Genomic DNA, 15,479 nt, shown 5'->3' on the forward strand with positions numbered 1-15,479 from the left:
CGTGGGCGCGGACACCGAAGAATTCGACCTTCCCCTGTCGCGCGCGGCGAACGAGCGGCTGCACGCCCTGATCCCCGGTGGCGCGCACACCTACGCCAAGGGCGACGACCAGTACCCCGAGCACCTGGCGCCGGTGATCAGCCACGGCCGCGGCGCCCACGTGTGGGACATCGACGGCAACCGCTACCTCGAGTACGGCTCGGGCCTGCGGTCCGTCAGCCTCGGCCACGCCCATCCGCGCGTCACCGAGGCGGTGCGGCGCGAACTCGACCGGGGCAGCAATTTCGCCCGGCCCTCGATCGTCGAGGTCGACGCGGCGGAGCGCTTCCTGGCCACGGTGCCGACCGCCGAGATGGTGAAGTTCGCGAAGAACGGCTCCGACGTCACGACCGCGGCGGTGCGCCTCGCGCGCGCCGTCACCGGCCGCCCCCGGGTGGCCCTCTGCGGCGATCACCCGTTCTTCTCCACCGACGACTGGTTCATCGGGACGACACCGATGTCCGCCGGGATCCCGGCGGCGACCACCGAGCTCACCGTCGCGTTCCCGTACGGGGACCTCGCGGCCACGGAGGAGTTGCTCACCCGGTACCAGGACGAGGTGGCCTGCCTGATCCTCGAACCGGCCGGTCATGCCGAGCCGCCGCCCGGCTACCTGGAGGGCCTGCGCGCCCTGGCCGACCGGCACGGCTGCGTCCTGATCTTCGACGAGATGATCACCGGCTTCCGCTGGTCGGAGGCGGGCGCCCAGGGTTTGTACGGCGTCGTCCCCGACCTCTCCACGTTCGGCAAGGCGCTGGGCAACGGTTTCGCCGTCTCCGCCCTCGCCGGGCGCCGCGAACTGATGGAGCGGGGCGGACTGCGCGACCCCCGCGAGCGGGTGTTCCTGCTGTCCACGACGCACGGCGCCGAGACACACTCCCTGGCGGCCGCGATGGCCGTGCAGACCACGTACGCGGAGGAGGGCATCACGGATCGGCTGCACGTCCTCGGCGAGCGGTTGGCCGCCGGTGTCCGCGACGTCGCGGCGAGCATGGGGGTCGGCGAGCACGTCGTCGTCCGGGGCCGGCCGAGCAACCTGGTCTTCGCCACCCTCGACGAGCACGGCCGGCCGTCCCAGGAGTACCGCACCCTGTTCCTGCGCCGGCTCCTCGCCGGCGGGGTGCTCGCCCCCTCGTTCGTGGTGAGCAGCGCGCTCACCGCAGCCGACGTCGACCGGACCGTCGATGTCGTGGGCCAGGCGTGCGCGGTGTACCGCAAGGCGCTGGACGCCGGCGACCCGGGCCCGTGGCAGGGCGGGCGGCCGGTGAAGCCGGTCTTCCGGCGTCTGGCCTGACGTCAGCGGCGCTTCCGGCGACCGGAGTCGGCCACCCGGTCGACGCACCACGCGGTCGCCGGAACCACCGCCATCGCCGTGCACCACCCGCCGAGGACGTCGGTCGGGTAGTGCGCGCCCAGGGCGACCTGCGCCCAGCCCATGGCGGAGCCGGCCAACAGCGCGGCGGCGAGCACCAGCACAGTGCCCGCCGTCCGGCCGAGGCCGAGCCGCCCGGTGACGATCAAGGCCACCACGAGGGCGAGCGCGGTGGCGAAGGCGGTGTGCCCGCTCGGATAGGACAGGTTGTCGGGGCCGTGGATGGTGCGCCCCACCACGTACTTGAGCAGCGTCGTCGTCACCACGGCCACGGCGGTACCGGCGACGACCAGGACCGCCGCGCGTGGCCTCCGTAACAGCAGACAGCCCGCGACGGCGGCGACGATCAGCACCGCCGAGCCCGCGGGCTCACCCCAGAAGTCCGTGGCCAGCGCGACATCACGCCACGGCCCCCGCACACTGTCCGCCGTCGGCTCGACGAACCACCGGTCCACCGTGCCGGGTCGGGTGTGACCGGCGTACAGGACGCCGAGCACGACGACGATCAGCGCGGCGAGGGCGGCGAACAGCCCGAGCGGTGCGCGCAGCGACAGGGGCAGGACCGGGGGAGCCGGCCGGTCGGTCACTTCCGGGTCCGCCGCTCGCAGGCCGTCCAACGCTGTCCCCCCGTCGTGTCCGACCCCTGCGGTGTCGGGATCGTCCCTCCTTGTCACCCTACCCATCCCTCGGTCGCCCGGAGGGGCAAAACCCCCTCCGGGCAACGGAGTTGTGGTGCCGTCAGCGTTGCAGGGTCAGCAGACCCGGACGGTAGGGCAGGAGGCCGTAGTCGCCGCCGGAGTCGGGGCTGCGGCCCTGGTAGAGCAGCTGGAGGTGGCAGGGGTCGACGGTCATGGTCTGGTCGGGGCCGGTGCGGATGAGTTCACCGTGGCTGATGTCGTTGGTCCAGGTGGCGCCGCTGTTCGCCTTCCCCGCGAAGGGGCTGCTCTCGGTCGCGGCCTGGGGTGTCCACGAGCCGTTCAGACTGGTGGCCGTGAACGACCGGAAGTAGCGGCCCTGCGAGCCGATCGCCTCGACGAGCATGAGGTAGCGGTTCTGGCCCTGGAGCTTGTAGACCTGCGGGGCTTCGAACAGGTTGTTCGTCGTATCGCTCATGACCACGGTCGAGGACGTGCCGAAGCTGCCCGGGAAGTTCCCGATCGGCATGCCGGCCCGGTAGATCTTCCCGTTGTCACCGGCGAAGAACAGGTACATGTTCGTTCCGTCGCTGATGAGCGTCTGGTCGATGGGTCCTGTTCCGGAGCCGGTGATGCTGCCGGAGAAGAGCGGCTGCGCGGCCGACCAGCCGTTCGGGTCGGTCGGGTCGGTCGACGTCCGGTACGAGAAGGCGGTCGCGCCCCACTGGTAGGTGAGCACCCAGATGTTCTTCGGCGCGAAGTAGAACAGCGTCGGGGCGACGGTGGACGACGACATCGCGTTCTGGCCGGCCGAGGCCATGTCCGACCAGTTGGTGAACAGGCCGAAGTTCATCGAACCCCAGCTCGATCCGGTGTCGTGCGTCGTCGCGTAGACGAGCTGCTTGCCGTTGTACGGGACGACGGTGAAGTCCTTGAGCGAGGCCCAGCCCGCCTTGGGCTGCGCCAGCGCGCCCGTCGACGACCACCGGTAGCTCGACGGCAGGTCGCACGTCCCGGGGGTGCCGCTGTCACCGACCTTGACGAGTTTCCACTGCTGGTTGGTGCCGCCCCAGTCGTCGTACTGGACGACGTTCGCGTTGTCGGCGGTGGAGGCGCCCTGCACTTCGAGGGCCTTGTTGCTGTGGCGCGAGATGAGGCGGACGTAGCCGTCGGAGCTGTCGGCCAGCCGCCACTGCTGGTTGGTGGCGTTCAGGTCGGTCCACTGGACGATCGAGCCGCCGTTGGCGGTGGACCAGTTGTAGACGTCGAGCACCTTGCCCGACAGACGGGACTTGATGCGGTAGGAGCCGTCCCCGGAGTCCACGAACTGCCACTGCTGCTGGCTCTGGTCGTTCCTGGACCACTGGGTGATGCGGGCGCCGTCGCCGGTCGCCATGTTGTAGACGTCGAGGGCCTTGCCGCTGTTGCGATTGACCAGCACGTACGAGGCGTTGGGGTCGACGGTCGCCGCGGCGGCGGGCTGGGCGGCGAGGAAGGTGGCCAGGAGCAGCAGCGGTGCGAGGACGGCGAGCAGGCGTCTGGTCAAGCGTCTTGCGCAGGCGGGGGACGGGCGGCGACACCACATCAGAGGACCTCCAGGGAGGGGGGTGAGGGCAGAGGGTGTTCCGAAAATGTTTCGAAGAATTCTCGGATCGGTTGCCGCCACAAGCTAGGAATGCGGAGTGCTCCGGTCAAGGCTTGTTGCCGATCTGTCCACAAACAGCGCCTCCGTTTCGGGCTCGTCGAGCCGTCGTGGTGCCCGGAAAACCCAAGTTCAGCGACCTGGGTGGGTTCCGGATGACGGCGCCGGAAGTGCGTTGTCCCGCTCGCAGAGGTTCCGGAAATTTTCGGATCAGAAACGGAAACTTCTTCTGCGGGGAGTATTGACGATCCACCGTCAACGCCTCAATCATCCGTGTCGAGACACCGACCCGAGTTCGATATTCCGAACCTGGGTGGGGTCCGAGCGATCCGCGCACCACGGCACTCGCGTCACCCCGTTCCGTACCGGTCACCTTGGAGGCACAGCCATGGGCTCGTACGCCCTGTCCAGACCCGTTGTCCGCCGGAAGATCCGCGGTCTGCTGTTGGCGTTGGTCGTCGGCGTCCTCGGCGCGGCCGTCGCACTGGTCGCGCCGCCGCCGGCGCACGCCGCCGAGAGCACGCTCGGCGCCGCGGCGGCACAGAGCGGCCGTTACTTCGGAACCGCCATCGCCTCGGGCAAGTTGAGCGATTCGGCGTACACGACGATCGCGAACCGCGAGTTCAACTCGGTCACGCCCGAGAACGAGATGAAGATCGACGCCACCGAACCGCAGCAGGGGCAGTTCAACTTCACCGCAGGTGACCGCGTCTACAACTGGGCCGTGCAGAACGGCAAGCAGGTGCGCGGCCACACCCTGGCGTGGCACTCCCAGCAGCCGACCTGGATGCAGAACCTCAGCGGCAGCGCGCTGCGCCAGGCGATGATCAACCACATCAACGGCGTGATGGGCCACTACAAGGGCAAGATCGCCCAGTGGGACGTCGTGAACGAGGCCTTCGCCGACGGCAGTTCGGGAGCCCGGCGCGACTCCAACCTCCAGCGCACCGGCAACGACTGGATCGAGGTCGCCTTCCGTACCGCGCGCGCCGCCGACCCGGCCGCCAAGCTCTGCTACAACGACTACAACGTCGAGGACTGGACCTGGGCCAAGACGCAGGCCGTGTACAACATGGTCAAGGACTTCAAGCAGCGCGGCGTCCCGATCGACTGCGTCGGCTTCCAGTCGCACTTCAACAGCGGCAGCCCCTACAACAGCAACTTCCGCACCACGCTGTCGAGCTTCGCCGCGCTCGGCGTCGACGTGGCCGTCACCGAACTCGACATCCAGGGCGCGTCGTCCACCACCTACGCCGCCGTGACCAACGACTGCCTGGCCGTCGCGCGCTGCCTCGGCATCACCGTCTGGGGGGTGCGTGACACCGACTCCTGGCGCTCGGGCGACACCCCGCTGCTGTTCAACGGCGACGGCAGCAAGAAGCCCGCCTACACCGCCGTCCTCAACGCGCTCAACGGCGGTACCACCACGCCCCCTTCGGGATCCGGGCAGATCAAGGGCGTCGGCTCGGGCCGCTGCCTGGACGTGCCCGGCTCCAGCACCACCGACGGCACCCAGGTCCAGCTGTGGGACTGCTCGACCGGCACCAACCAGCAGTGGACGTACACCGCCGCGGGTGAACTCAGGGTCTACGGCAACAAGTGCCTGGACGCGGGCGGCACCGGCAACGGCGCCAAGGTCCAGATCTACAGCTGCTGGGGCGCCGACAACCAGAAGTGGCGCCTCAACTCCGACGGATCCATCGTCGGCGTCCAGTCGGGCCTGTGCCTCGACGCCGTCGGGGCCGGCACCGCCAACGGCACCCTGATCCAGCTGTACGCCTGCTCCAACGGCGGCAACCAGCGCTGGACCCGCACCTGACACCACCGCGGGCGCGGCCTGATCCACCGGTGTGACGACAAGGCGGTGGAGGTGCGGGACACCTCCACCGCCTCGCGCCGACCGGACCGGGCAGGGTGACCGCTACAGGCCGAGGTCCTTGGCGATGATGGTCTTCATCACCTCGCTGGATCCGCCGTAGATGCGGTTGACGCGGACGTCGGCGTACAGACGGGCGATCGGGTACTCCAGCATGTAGCCGTAACCGCCGTGCAGCTGAAGGCACTTGTCGATGACGCGGCCGCACACCTCGGTGCCGAACAGCTTGATCCGGGCGGCGTCCGCCGGGGTGAGCTCCCCGGTCTCCTCCAGCTCGATGCCGCGGTCCACCAGGGACTGCGCCGCCTCGACCTCGGTCGAGCACTCGGCCAGGACGAACTTGGTGTTCTGGAAGGCGGTCACCGGCTTGCCGAAGACGGTGCGCTCCCTGACGTACGCCTTGGTGAACTCGATGGCGGCGGCGGCCCGCGCCGTGGCGTCGACGCCGACGGCCAGCCGCTCCCTGACGAGGTTGCGGCCCAGATAGGCGAAGGCGTTGCCCTCCTCGCCCAGGAGGTTCTCGACCGGGACCTTCACGTTCGTGAAGGAGAGCTCGTTGGTGTCGGACGACCGCAGGCCGATCTTCTGGAGCTTCCGGCCGTAGCCGAAGCCCTCGCTGTCGGTCGGTACGACGAGCAGGCTCAGGCCCCCGCGCCGGTCCTCGGGGTCCGCGGGCGCGGTGCGGGCGACGACCACGCACAGTTCGGAGTTGCGGGCTCCGGAGATGAAGGTCTTGGCGCCGTTGAGGACGTAGTGCCGTCCGTCGGCGGAGAGCTCGGCCTTGGTGCGGATCCCCGCGAGGTCCGATCCGGCTCCGGGCTCGGTCATGGCGATGCACAGCATGAGGTCGCCGCTGACGATGCCGGGGAACCAGCGCCGCTTCTGCTCCTCGGTGGCCAGGGTCAGGAGGTAGGGAAGCACCATGCCGGTGCTCAGCCCGTAGTGGCCGAGCATGATGGCGGCCCGTGCGCTCTCCTCGGTGATGATCGCCTGGTACTTGTAGCCCGTCTCGCCGGGGCCGCCGTACTCCTCGGGGATGCCGAAGCCGGTCACTCCGAGGTCGCCGAGCTTGTGGAACAGCTCGCGCGGGACGATGCCCCGCTCCTCCCACTCCTCGTAGTGGGGGACGACCTCCTTGGCGACGAACTCCCGGATCATCGACCGGAACGCCTCGTGGTCCTCGTCGTAGACAGTGCGCTTCATGATGGGTTCTCGTTTCTGCGGGGAACGGGGGAGCCGGGTGGGCGGGTCAGTCGGCGGCGTGCGCGTTCCGCAGCTCCCGCTTGAGGATCTTTCCGGCGGGGGACAGGGGCAGCGTCTCGACGAACTCGACGCTGCGCGGCGCCTTGTAGCCGGCGATCAGGGTCTTGGCGTGGGCGCGGATCTCCTCCGCCGTCGCGGTCGTCCCGGGCCGCAGCACGACCACGGCGTGCACGCGCTCGCCCCAGTGCGTGTCGGGCACACCGATCACGGCGCAGGAGGCCACCGCGGGGTGGGAGGCGAGGGCGTTCTCGACCTCGGCCGAGTACACGTTCTCCCCGCCGGTGATGATCATGTCCTTGAGGCGGTCGACGATGTGCAGGTAGCCGTCCTCGTCGAGGAAGCCGCCGTCGCCGGTGTGCATCCAGCCGCCGCGCAGCGCCTCGGCGGTCAGCTCCGGCTTGCCCCAGTAGCCGGCCATCACGTGCTCGCCCCGGGTGACGACCTCGCCGACCTCGCCCGTCGCGACGGGCGTGCCGTCGGGCCCGAAGACCGCGATCTCCCTGCCGGGGGTGGCGCGGCCCGCCGAACGCAGCCGCGATCCGCCCCGCACGTGGTCCTCGTGCGTGAGCACGGTCAGCACGCTCGTCTCTGTCATGCCGTAGCCCTGGGTGAAGCGGGCCTGGGGGAAGCACTCCATCGCCAGTCTCAGCAGGCTCTCGGGGCTGCCCGCGCCGCCGTAGGTGATCCGCCGCACGCTGCTGGTGTCGTACGAGCCGAAGTCCGGGTGGTTGCACACCGTCTGGACCATGACCGGCACGAAGGTGGTCGAGGTGACCCCGTGCTTCTCGACGGCTTCGAGGACCTCCACGGGCGTGAAGTTCGGCAGGAAGACCAGGGTGCCGCCGACCAGGTTCTGGGCGTACCAGCCGGTCAGCGCGCCGATGTGGAAGAGCGGCGCCGTCATCAGGTTCACGCCGCCCGGGAGCGCGGCCCGCGTCATGATCAGGGAGCCCATCATGGAGGTCTGGATGCCCCGGTCGGTCACCATCACCCCCTTCGGGGTGCCGGTGGTGCCTCCCGTGTAGAGCAGGAAGGCCACTTTGTCGCCGCCCCGGCGGATGTCGGGCACCGGCTCGAATGCGGCGATGAGTTCCTCGTAGTCGAGCATGCCCTCGGGGGTCGGCCCGCCGCCGCAGTGGATGAGGGTGTGCAGTCCGGGCGCCCGTTCGCGCAGCTCGGGGCCGAGCGCCGCGAAGGAGTCGTCGACCAGCAGCACTCCGGTGCCGGAGTCGGTCAGGGCGTACGCGATCTCCGCGGGCGACCAGCGGGTGTTGAGGGGGTGCGCGACGGCGCCCATCCACCAGTTCGCGAAGAAGAACTCCTGGTGGTGGTCGGAGTTCAGCGCCAGCAGGCCCACCCGGTCGTCCTCGCGGACGCCGAGGCCCTGGAGCGCGGCGGCCAGCCGGGACACCCGGTCGACCACCTCGCGGGTGGTACGGACCCGGTCGCCGCAGATCGTCATGGGTCGGTCCGGTGCCTGCTGGAGCGCACGGTGCAGGGACTGGGTGAGGTGCACGACAGCCTCCAAGGGACGGCCCGACGGCATCGGCGGGCCACAGAGGGAAAGGGGGGAGGGGGGTGGTGCGGGAAGCACGGCCGGGCGTGGCGGACCCGGCGATGTCACGGAGCGGACCGGCGGATCACACGAGCCGCTGGCGGTTCACCGGGATCGACTTCGGGAAGTCGTCGCAACCGAGCTCGTCGGCCAGTTCCTTCACCGACCACTGCCGGTCGGCGTCGATCTGGTGGCTCAGCGACCAGCCGGCGTACAGGCCGACGTGGCCGCCGGTCACCGAGAAGACCTGTCCGGTGAAGGGGCAGTCGGCGGTGGCGAGATAGCCGACCAGCGGGGAGACGTGCTTCGGGTGGTAGCGGTCGAGCACGCCCTCCTCCTCCGGCGCGGCGACGGCGGCGCTGAAGCCCGGGTTGCCCGCGAGCATGGCGGTGCGGGCCATCGGCGCGATGGCGTTGGCCCGTACGCCGTAGCGCCCCAGTTCGAGGGCGGCGGTGAGGGTCTGGGCGACGAGTCCGGCCTTCGCCGCCGCGTAGTTCCACTGGCCGACGTTGCCGTGGAGCCCGGCGGAGGAGGTGGTGCTGACGATCGACCGGTCGGCGGTCGCCCCGGCCTTGGCCCGTGCGCGCCAGTGGCGGGCGGCGGCGCGGGTGGCCGCGAAGGCGCCCTTGAGGTGCACGTCGAGGACCAGGTCGAACTGTTCCTCGGTCATGTTCCACACCATGGCGTCGCGGACCACGCCCGCGTTGTTCACGACGACGTGCAGATCGCCGAAGGACTCCACCGCGGCGGTCACCAGCCGCTCGCCGACGGCCAGGTCGGCGACGCTGCCCTCGACGGCCACGGCCTCGCCGCCCGCCGCCGCGATCTCCGCGACCACCGCGTCGGCGCCGCGCAGATCGTTCACGACGACCTTGGCGCCCTCGGAGGCGAGGAGCAGAGCGTGTTCGCGGCCGAGGCCGCCGCCGGCGCCGGTGATCACCGCGACGCGGCCGTCCAGCTGTCCCATGAGGTGCTCACTTTCGTACGGAAGGGGGTGCTTGAGGGGGTGGGGTCCAGGCCCCTGGGCCCGGATCGGCGGGGGTCAGCGCGGCGCGCGGCGGCGCAGGACCGTCTCCTGCGCCACGGAGGCGATCAGCGTGCCGTCCCTGGTCCAGAAGTCGCCGGTGTTGAGACCGCGGCCGTCACCGGCGGAGGCGCTGCGCTGGGTGAACAGCAGCCAGTCGTCCGCGCGGAACGGGCGGTGGAACCAGATCGCGTGGTCGAGGGACGCGAGCATCGCCTCGGGCGGGCCCTGACGCAGGGGGTAGAGGGCTTCGAAGTCCAGGGCCGCGGTCGAGCCCAGGGTGAGGTCCGACAGATAGGTGAGGGCGCACAGGTGCAGCAGCGGGTCGTCGGGCAGCGGCTGGTGCGTACGGAACCACACGTCCTGCCCGTTCGCCGGGGACTCCCCGCCGTGCGCGCCGGGTGTCGCGGGGACGACGCGCATCGAGGCCACCTGGGCGTGTCCCGCCTCCCGGTGCCGCTGGGGGTCGCTGAGCGCCCAGAGCGCGAAGGCGTCCGGCACGTCCTCGGGCGGCGGCACGACGGGCATGACCGGCCGGCGCTCCGGCTCGCCCTGCTCGGGGACCTTGAAGGAGGCGGAGAGGGTGAAGACGATCGCGCCGTCCTGGTAGGCGGTGACGCGCCGGGAGCTGTAGCGCCGCCCGTCCCGCAGCCGTTCGACGCGGTACACGACGGGCTTCTCGGGCGTCACCGCCCGCAGGAAGTAGCCGTGCAGGGAGTGGGCGGGCCGGTCCGGCTCGACCGCGCGTCCCGCCGCGGCCAGCGCCTGCGCGACGACCTGCCCACCGAAGGCCTGCCCGGGAATCCCCGCGTGGCAGCGGCCGCGGAAGCCGTCCGGCTCGTCCGTCGGCTCCAGGTGGAGGAAGTCGACGAGATCGCATGCGGCGTACGGGGACGGGGAGACGGAGGACGCGCCTTCGACTGATGGGGACCCGGTTCGGTACACGGTTCACAGACCCTTCGTTCGCCGGGCAGAGCGTCACCCGGACGCCGCCAAGTTAATCGCCAATAGGGGCGATGTCCATCCCTTCTTTCGCGGAATCGACGGGCGGGCGCTTCGGTTGCGCGGCGCCTCCGGCCCGTGACGCTCATGGGTGTGTACGCTTCCGCGACTCACGTATGTGCAGGTGGGTGACGCTCTCGGGCGAGCGTGGCGCCGCCGTGGTGGTTCGCGCGGCAGGGTCCGAAGTCCGGTGCGATCCGTCGGTTCGGGGGTCTCGCTCGTGCAGCGATGACGGAAGAGCCCGTGGACAGTGGGACTAATTGGAATTAACTTGAGGTGGTCCGGTGGCGCCGGAGTTCCGTGGACGGCCGTCGCCGAGGCCCGGCCCGTCGAGGCCCCCGCCCCCTCAGCAAGGAGCAACCATGCGTGACGCAGTGATCGTCGACGCCGTCCGAACCGCCGTCGGAAAGCGCAACGGCTCGCTGGCGAGGCTGCACTCGGCCTCGCTCTCCGCCCACGTCCTCAAGGCCCTCGCGGACCGTACCGGCCTCGATCCCGCCCTCGTCGACGACGTCATCTGGGGCTGCGCCGCCCCGGTCGGCATGCAGACCGGCTGCATCGGCCGGTCCGCCGTCCTGGCGGCGGGCTGGCCGGAGACCGTGCCCGGAGTCACGATCGACCGGCAGTGCGGCTCCTCCCAGCAGGCCGTCCACTTCGCGGCCATGGGGGTGGTGTCCGGCCAGTACGACGTGGCCGTCGCCGGTGGCGTGGAGATGATGAGCGCCGTCCCGCCGAGCCTGACCGCCCTCGACGGCAGGTACGGCGAGCCGCACGGCCCGGACGTCTGGGACCGCTACGACGGCGTCCGCTTCCACCAGGGCGTCGGCGCCCAGCTGATCGCCGACGAGTACGGCATCACCCGGACCGAGCTCGACCAGCACGGACTCGACTCGCACGCCCGCGCCGCCCGCGCCATCGACGAGGGCCGCTTCAAGGGCCAGATCGCCCCGATCACCGTCACCGACGAGGACGGCACGGAGCGCGTCTTCGACACCGACGAGGGCGTGCGCCGCGGCTCCACCCTGGAGAAGCTGGCCTCCCTCAAGCCCGCCTACGCGGAGCACGGCTCCATCACCGCGGGCAACGCCTCGCAGATCTCCGACGGCACCGGCGCCCTGCTCATCACCACCAGTGAGTTCGCCCGGTCGCAGGGCTGGACCCCGATGGCCCGTATCCACACCGCCGTGGTCACCGGCACCGACCCCGTCACCATGCTCAAGGGCCCGATCCCGGCGACCGCCAAGGCTCTCAAGAAGGCCGGCCTGACCCTGGACGACATCGGCGTCTACGAGATCAACGAGGCGTTCGCCTCCGTCACGCTCGCCTGGCTGCGCGAGACCGGCGCCGACTACGCGCGCATGAACCCCGACGGCGGCGCGATGGCCATCGGCCACCCCATCGGCGGCTCCGGCGCCCGCATCATGACCACCCTCGTCCACCACATGCGCGACCACGGCATCCGCTACGGCCTCCAGTCCATGTGCGAGGGCGGCGGTATGGCCAACGCCACCATCCTGGAACTGCTGTAGCCCCGAGGAGCCACACCCGATGAAGCGCACCGTCTACACCGAGGAGCACGAGGCCTTCCGCACCGTGGTCCGGGACTTCGTCGCCAAGGAGGTCACTCCGTATTTCGCCGAGTGGGAAGCCGCCCGGCGCACCCCGAGGGAGCTGCTGCACAAGCTCGGCGACCTGGGCGTCCTGGGCTTCGGCATCCCGGAGGAGTACGGCGGCCCCGGCGTGACCAGTTTCAAGTACGAGGCGATCCTCGCCGAGGAGACCGCGGCTGCCGACGGTGTCTCCTTCGCCCACTACACGATCAACACCAGCATCTCCCTGCCGTACCTGCTGGGTCTGGCCACCGAGGAGCAGAAGAAGCGCTGGCTCCCGGGCGTGGCCGCGGGGGAGATCTGCCTGTGCCTCGCCATGACCGAGCCGGGCACGGGCTCCGACGTGGCGGGCATCCGCACCAGGGCAGAACTGTCACCGGACGGCACGCACTACGTGCTCAACGGGGCCAAGACGTTCATCACCGGAGCGCTCAACTCCGAGCTGTGCATCGTCGCCGCCCGTACCTCGCCCGCCACCCCCGAGGACCGCCGGGCCGGCCTGACCCTCCTGGTCGTCCCGACCGACAGCGCGGGCTTCGGCTACGGCAAGCAGTTGGAGAAGCTCGGGCTGCACGCCCGCGACACCTCCGAACTGCACTTCACCGACGTCCGGGTCCCGGTGGAGAACGTCCTCGGCGAGGTCGGCAAGGGCTTCTCCTACCTGGGCCAGAACCTCCCCAGGGAACGCCTCTCCATCGCGGTCAACGCGGTCGCCGCCGCCGCGGCGGCGATCCAGTGCGCCCTCCGGTACACCGGTGACCGCACCGTCTTCGGCAAGCCGGTGGCCGACTTCCAGAACACCAAGTTCGTCCTCGCCGAGTGCGAGGCCGAGGTCTCCGCCGCTCAGGCCATGGCCGACCGGGGCATGGACCTGGAGGACGCCCGCGAACTGACGCCCGCCGACGCCGCGCGGATCAAACTGTTCTGCACCGAGGTCGCCGGCCGGGTCATCGACAAGTGCCTCCAACTGCACGGCGGATACGGCTACATGACCGAATACCCCATCGCCCGCCACTACGCGGACACCCGGGTGTCCCGCATCTATGGCGGCACCAGCGAGGTCATGAAGACGATCATCGCCAAGGACATGGGCCTGTAGGTCCAGGACCCTCTCCACGGAACGAGGTGGTGTCATGCCCGTACCGAACGTCACCGACCCGCTGGTTTCCGACGACCTGCCGGACGGCGAGGACCGTGCCGGCCCAGGCGTCCGCCCACCGGTGAGCGGGCCGGCGCCCACCGAACTCGTCGTCCGTCTGGACGTCCGGGTCTGCGACCTCGGCCCCGACGGACACGTGAACAACGTCGCCCACCTGCGCCTGCTCGACGAGGCGCGCAGCCGGTTGCTCGGACCCGGCCCCTCGGGGCACGGGGGCGGCATTCTGGAGGTGCTCGGCGGCCGTGCCCGGCTGGTCATCGGCCAGCACCTGGTCGAGTACCGCCGGGAGGTCCGGCCCCCGGTCCGGTCGCTCCGGGTGCGGCTGTGGATCCCCGTGCTGGGCAGCAGCAGCCTGGCACTGGCCGCCGCGGTCCATGAGGACGGGCACGACGATCCCGCCGTCGTCGCGGAGTCCGGCGCCGTCCTGCTGGCGTCCGACACCGGCCGGCCGTGGCCCATGGACGGGGCGACCCGGGAGGTCCTCGGCCGTTACACCGGGCCGCGGTCCGTCTTCCGCGACCGGATCGGTCTCGCCCCGCGACCGGGCCCACGCTGACAGACGCGTACACGTACACATACCGAAGGCCCGCCCCCTCGACGAGGGGGCGGGCCTTCGGGGTTCGGGGGTCCCGGTGTCAGCGGCTGCCCGCGTCGACCGTCAGCACCTGTCCGGAGACGTAGTTCGAGTCCTGGGTGCAGAACAGGTAGACCGCGCCGGCCGCCTCGGACGGGGTGCCCGGCCGGCCCAGCGGGTTGGTGCGCTTGACCGAGTCCATCACCGCCTGGCTGACGCCCACCTTGATGCGGCGGCCCTCGATCTCGACCGTGGTGTCCCCGTCCGTCGCGACGGCCTCGGTCATCCGGGTCAGGATGAAGCCGAAGGCCACCGCGTTGACGTTGACCTTGTAGCGGCCCCACTCCTTGGCCATGGTCTTGGTCAGACCGATGACGCCCGCCTTGGCCGAGGCGTAGTTGATCTGCCCCGGGTTGCCGTAGACGCCCGAGACCGACGAGATGTTGACGACCTTGCGGTGGTGGTCGGTCGGGTTCGCCTTGATGTACGGCTGCGCGGCGCGCAGGATCCGGAACGGCGCCTTGAGGTGCACGTCGAGGATCGCGTCCCACTGCTCGTCCGACATCTTCTGGATGACGGTGTCCCAGGTGTATCCGGCGTTGTTGACGATGATGTCGAGCCCGCCGAAGGAGTCGACGGCGGTGTGCACGAACCGCTCGGCGAAGTCCTCGTCGACGACCGAGCCGACGCACGCGACGGCCTTGCCGCCGGCGGCGACGATGTCCGCGACGGTCTCCTCGGCGGGCTCCTTGTCGAGGTCGTTGATGACGACCGCCGCGCCTTCGGAGGCGAGCTTGAGGGCGACTTCGCGGCCGATGCCGCGGCCGGATCCGGAGACGAGGGCGACCTTGCCGTCCAGGGTTCCCATGCTGGTGGTTCCTTCTCAGTCGGTGGTGAGGACGGCGGAGCCCCGGAGGGTCACGGTGCCGTCGGGCAGGGACACGATGAGGTCGAGGTGGGCGAGGCCGTCCTCGACCCGGGTGACCGTGCCGGTGCAGGTGGGGGTGGAGTTGACCGGGGTGATCGATGTGAAGCGCACCTCGTACGAGGCGATCCGCTCCTGCGGCACCGCGTCGGTCAACAGGCGGCCCAGGTACGCCATCGAGAGCATGCCGTGGGCGAAGACGTCGTCGATGCCGACGGCCCGGCAGGCGTCGAGATCGATGTGCACGGGGTTGTGGTCGCCCGAGGCGCCCGCGTACAGCGCGAGCGCGGTACGGGTGATCCGCGGGCATTCGAGGGTGAGCCTGTCGCCCTGCGTCAGGGTGGTCATCACTGGCCCGCCTTCGGGTCGCGCACGACGATGGTGCTGGTCAGGGTCGCGATCGGCGTGTCGCCCCGGGTGACGTGGGTGGCGCGGACGATGAACTCCAGCGCGCCGCCCTTCTTCGCGTACACGTCCTTGACCTCGGTGGTGAAGGTCAGGGTGTCCCCGGCGTACGCCTGCGCGTGGAAGTCGAACCGCTGGCCCCCGTGCAGGATCGTGCGTACGTCGATGCCCAGCCCGGTGAGGAAGGAGCCCCGGTCGGGGTCGTCCATCTCCAGGCAGAAGAGGAAGGTCGGCGGTATCGGCAGGTCGCGGTGGCCGGCCGCCTCGGCCGCGGCCACGTCGCTGTAGACCGGGTCGTGCTGCCCGGTGGCGTCGGCGAAGAAGCGGAGCCTGCCGCGTTCGGCGACGGTGGAGAACGCCGGGGTCCTGGTGCCGATGACGGCGGGGTCGATGGGCAT

Annotated in this window: 14 protein-coding genes; 5 read left to right on the forward strand and 9 right to left on the reverse strand. The window is 70.5% G+C overall.

Features of this window, described 5'->3' with window-relative positions; all coding sequences use genetic code 11:
• Position 1: 1 nt before the first annotated feature.
• Positions 2 to 1,333, forward strand: coding sequence for a glutamate-1-semialdehyde 2,1-aminomutase (locus tag V2W30_RS37140; RefSeq protein WP_338702997.1), 1,332 nt, complete (start codon positions 2 to 4; stop codon positions 1,331 to 1,333).
• 2 nt (positions 1,334 to 1,335) lie between these two features.
• Here the strand turns inward: V2W30_RS37140 and V2W30_RS37145 are convergent, their stop codons facing one another.
• Both V2W30_RS37145 and V2W30_RS37150 read right to left on the reverse strand, forming a co-directional pair.
• Positions 1,336 to 1,998, reverse strand: a complete 663-nt coding sequence (locus tag V2W30_RS37145; RefSeq protein ID WP_338702998.1) for a phosphatase PAP2 family protein — start codon at positions 1,996 to 1,998, stop codon at positions 1,336 to 1,338.
• A 151-nt stretch (positions 1,999 to 2,149) separates the two neighbouring features.
• Positions 2,150 to 3,631, reverse strand: coding sequence for a non-reducing end alpha-L-arabinofuranosidase family hydrolase (locus V2W30_RS37150; RefSeq protein ID WP_338702999.1), 1,482 nt, complete (start codon positions 3,629 to 3,631; stop codon positions 2,150 to 2,152).
• A gap of 445 nt (positions 3,632 to 4,076) precedes the next feature.
• On the opposite strand from V2W30_RS37150, the gene V2W30_RS37155 reads away from it, so the two are divergent.
• Positions 4,077 to 5,507 carry an endo-1,4-beta-xylanase gene (locus V2W30_RS37155; RefSeq protein ID WP_338703000.1) on the forward strand — a complete coding sequence of 477 codons (1,431 nt, stop codon included), beginning with the start codon at positions 4,077 to 4,079 and terminating at the stop codon, positions 5,505 to 5,507.
• Between the two features lie 102 nt (positions 5,508 to 5,609).
• Here the strand turns inward: V2W30_RS37155 and V2W30_RS37160 are convergent, their stop codons facing one another.
• The 4 genes from V2W30_RS37160 to V2W30_RS37175 all read right to left on the reverse strand — a co-directional run bounded on the left by V2W30_RS37160 (position 5,610) and on the right by V2W30_RS37175 (position 10,351).
• Positions 5,610 to 6,767, reverse strand: a complete 1,158-nt coding sequence (locus tag V2W30_RS37160; protein ID WP_338703001.1) for an acyl-CoA dehydrogenase family protein — start codon at positions 6,765 to 6,767, stop codon at positions 5,610 to 5,612.
• Between the two features lie 46 nt (positions 6,768 to 6,813).
• Entirely contained in the window at positions 6,814 to 8,343 is a 1,530-nt protein-coding gene (locus tag V2W30_RS37165) for a long-chain fatty acid--CoA ligase (RefSeq protein WP_338703002.1), read from the reverse strand.
• Positions 8,344 to 8,467: 124 nt separating this feature from the next.
• Entirely contained in the window at positions 8,468 to 9,349 is an 882-nt protein-coding gene (locus V2W30_RS37170; RefSeq protein WP_338703003.1) for an SDR family NAD(P)-dependent oxidoreductase, read from the reverse strand.
• 75 nt (positions 9,350 to 9,424) lie between these two features.
• Positions 9,425 to 10,351, reverse strand: a complete 927-nt coding sequence (locus tag V2W30_RS37175; protein WP_338703004.1) for an acyl-CoA thioesterase — start codon at positions 10,349 to 10,351, stop codon at positions 9,425 to 9,427.
• A 419-nt stretch (positions 10,352 to 10,770) separates the two neighbouring features.
• Here V2W30_RS37175 and V2W30_RS37180 point away from each other — a divergent pair, with 419 nt between their 5' ends.
• From V2W30_RS37180 to V2W30_RS37190, 3 genes are read left to right on the forward strand one after another with little or no spacing between them, the layout of a single operon-like run.
• Positions 10,771 to 11,937, forward strand: coding sequence for a thiolase family protein (locus tag V2W30_RS37180; RefSeq protein WP_338703005.1), 1,167 nt, complete (start codon positions 10,771 to 10,773; stop codon positions 11,935 to 11,937).
• Between the two features lie 19 nt (positions 11,938 to 11,956).
• On the forward strand, positions 11,957 to 13,117 hold the full coding sequence (locus tag V2W30_RS37185) for an acyl-CoA dehydrogenase family protein (protein WP_338703006.1): 1,161 nt from the start codon (positions 11,957 to 11,959) through the stop codon (positions 13,115 to 13,117).
• A gap of 34 nt (positions 13,118 to 13,151) precedes the next feature.
• Entirely contained in the window at positions 13,152 to 13,733 is a 582-nt protein-coding gene (locus tag V2W30_RS37190) for an acyl-CoA thioesterase (protein ID WP_338703007.1), read from the forward strand.
• Positions 13,734 to 13,812: 79 nt separating this feature from the next.
• On the opposite strand, the gene V2W30_RS37195 is transcribed toward V2W30_RS37190, so the two are convergent.
• The 3 genes from V2W30_RS37195 to V2W30_RS37205 are packed head-to-tail and all read right to left on the reverse strand — an operon-like array spanning position 13,813 to position 15,479.
• Positions 13,813 to 14,619, reverse strand: a complete 807-nt coding sequence (locus V2W30_RS37195; RefSeq protein ID WP_338703008.1) for an SDR family NAD(P)-dependent oxidoreductase — start codon at positions 14,617 to 14,619, stop codon at positions 13,813 to 13,815.
• Between the two features lie 15 nt (positions 14,620 to 14,634).
• Entirely contained in the window at positions 14,635 to 15,024 is a 390-nt protein-coding gene (locus V2W30_RS37200; RefSeq protein WP_338703009.1) for a MaoC/PaaZ C-terminal domain-containing protein, read from the reverse strand.
• Positions 15,024 to 15,479, reverse strand: a complete 456-nt coding sequence (locus tag V2W30_RS37205) for a MaoC family dehydratase N-terminal domain-containing protein (RefSeq protein WP_338703010.1) — start codon at positions 15,477 to 15,479, stop codon at positions 15,024 to 15,026. The genes V2W30_RS37200 and V2W30_RS37205 overlap by 1 nt, the downstream gene beginning before the upstream one ends.

The sequence above is a fragment of the Streptomyces sp. Q6 genome (genome assembly GCF_036967205.1).
Taxonomy (GTDB): Bacteria; Actinomycetota; Actinomycetes; order Streptomycetales; family Streptomycetaceae; genus Streptomyces; species Streptomyces citrinus.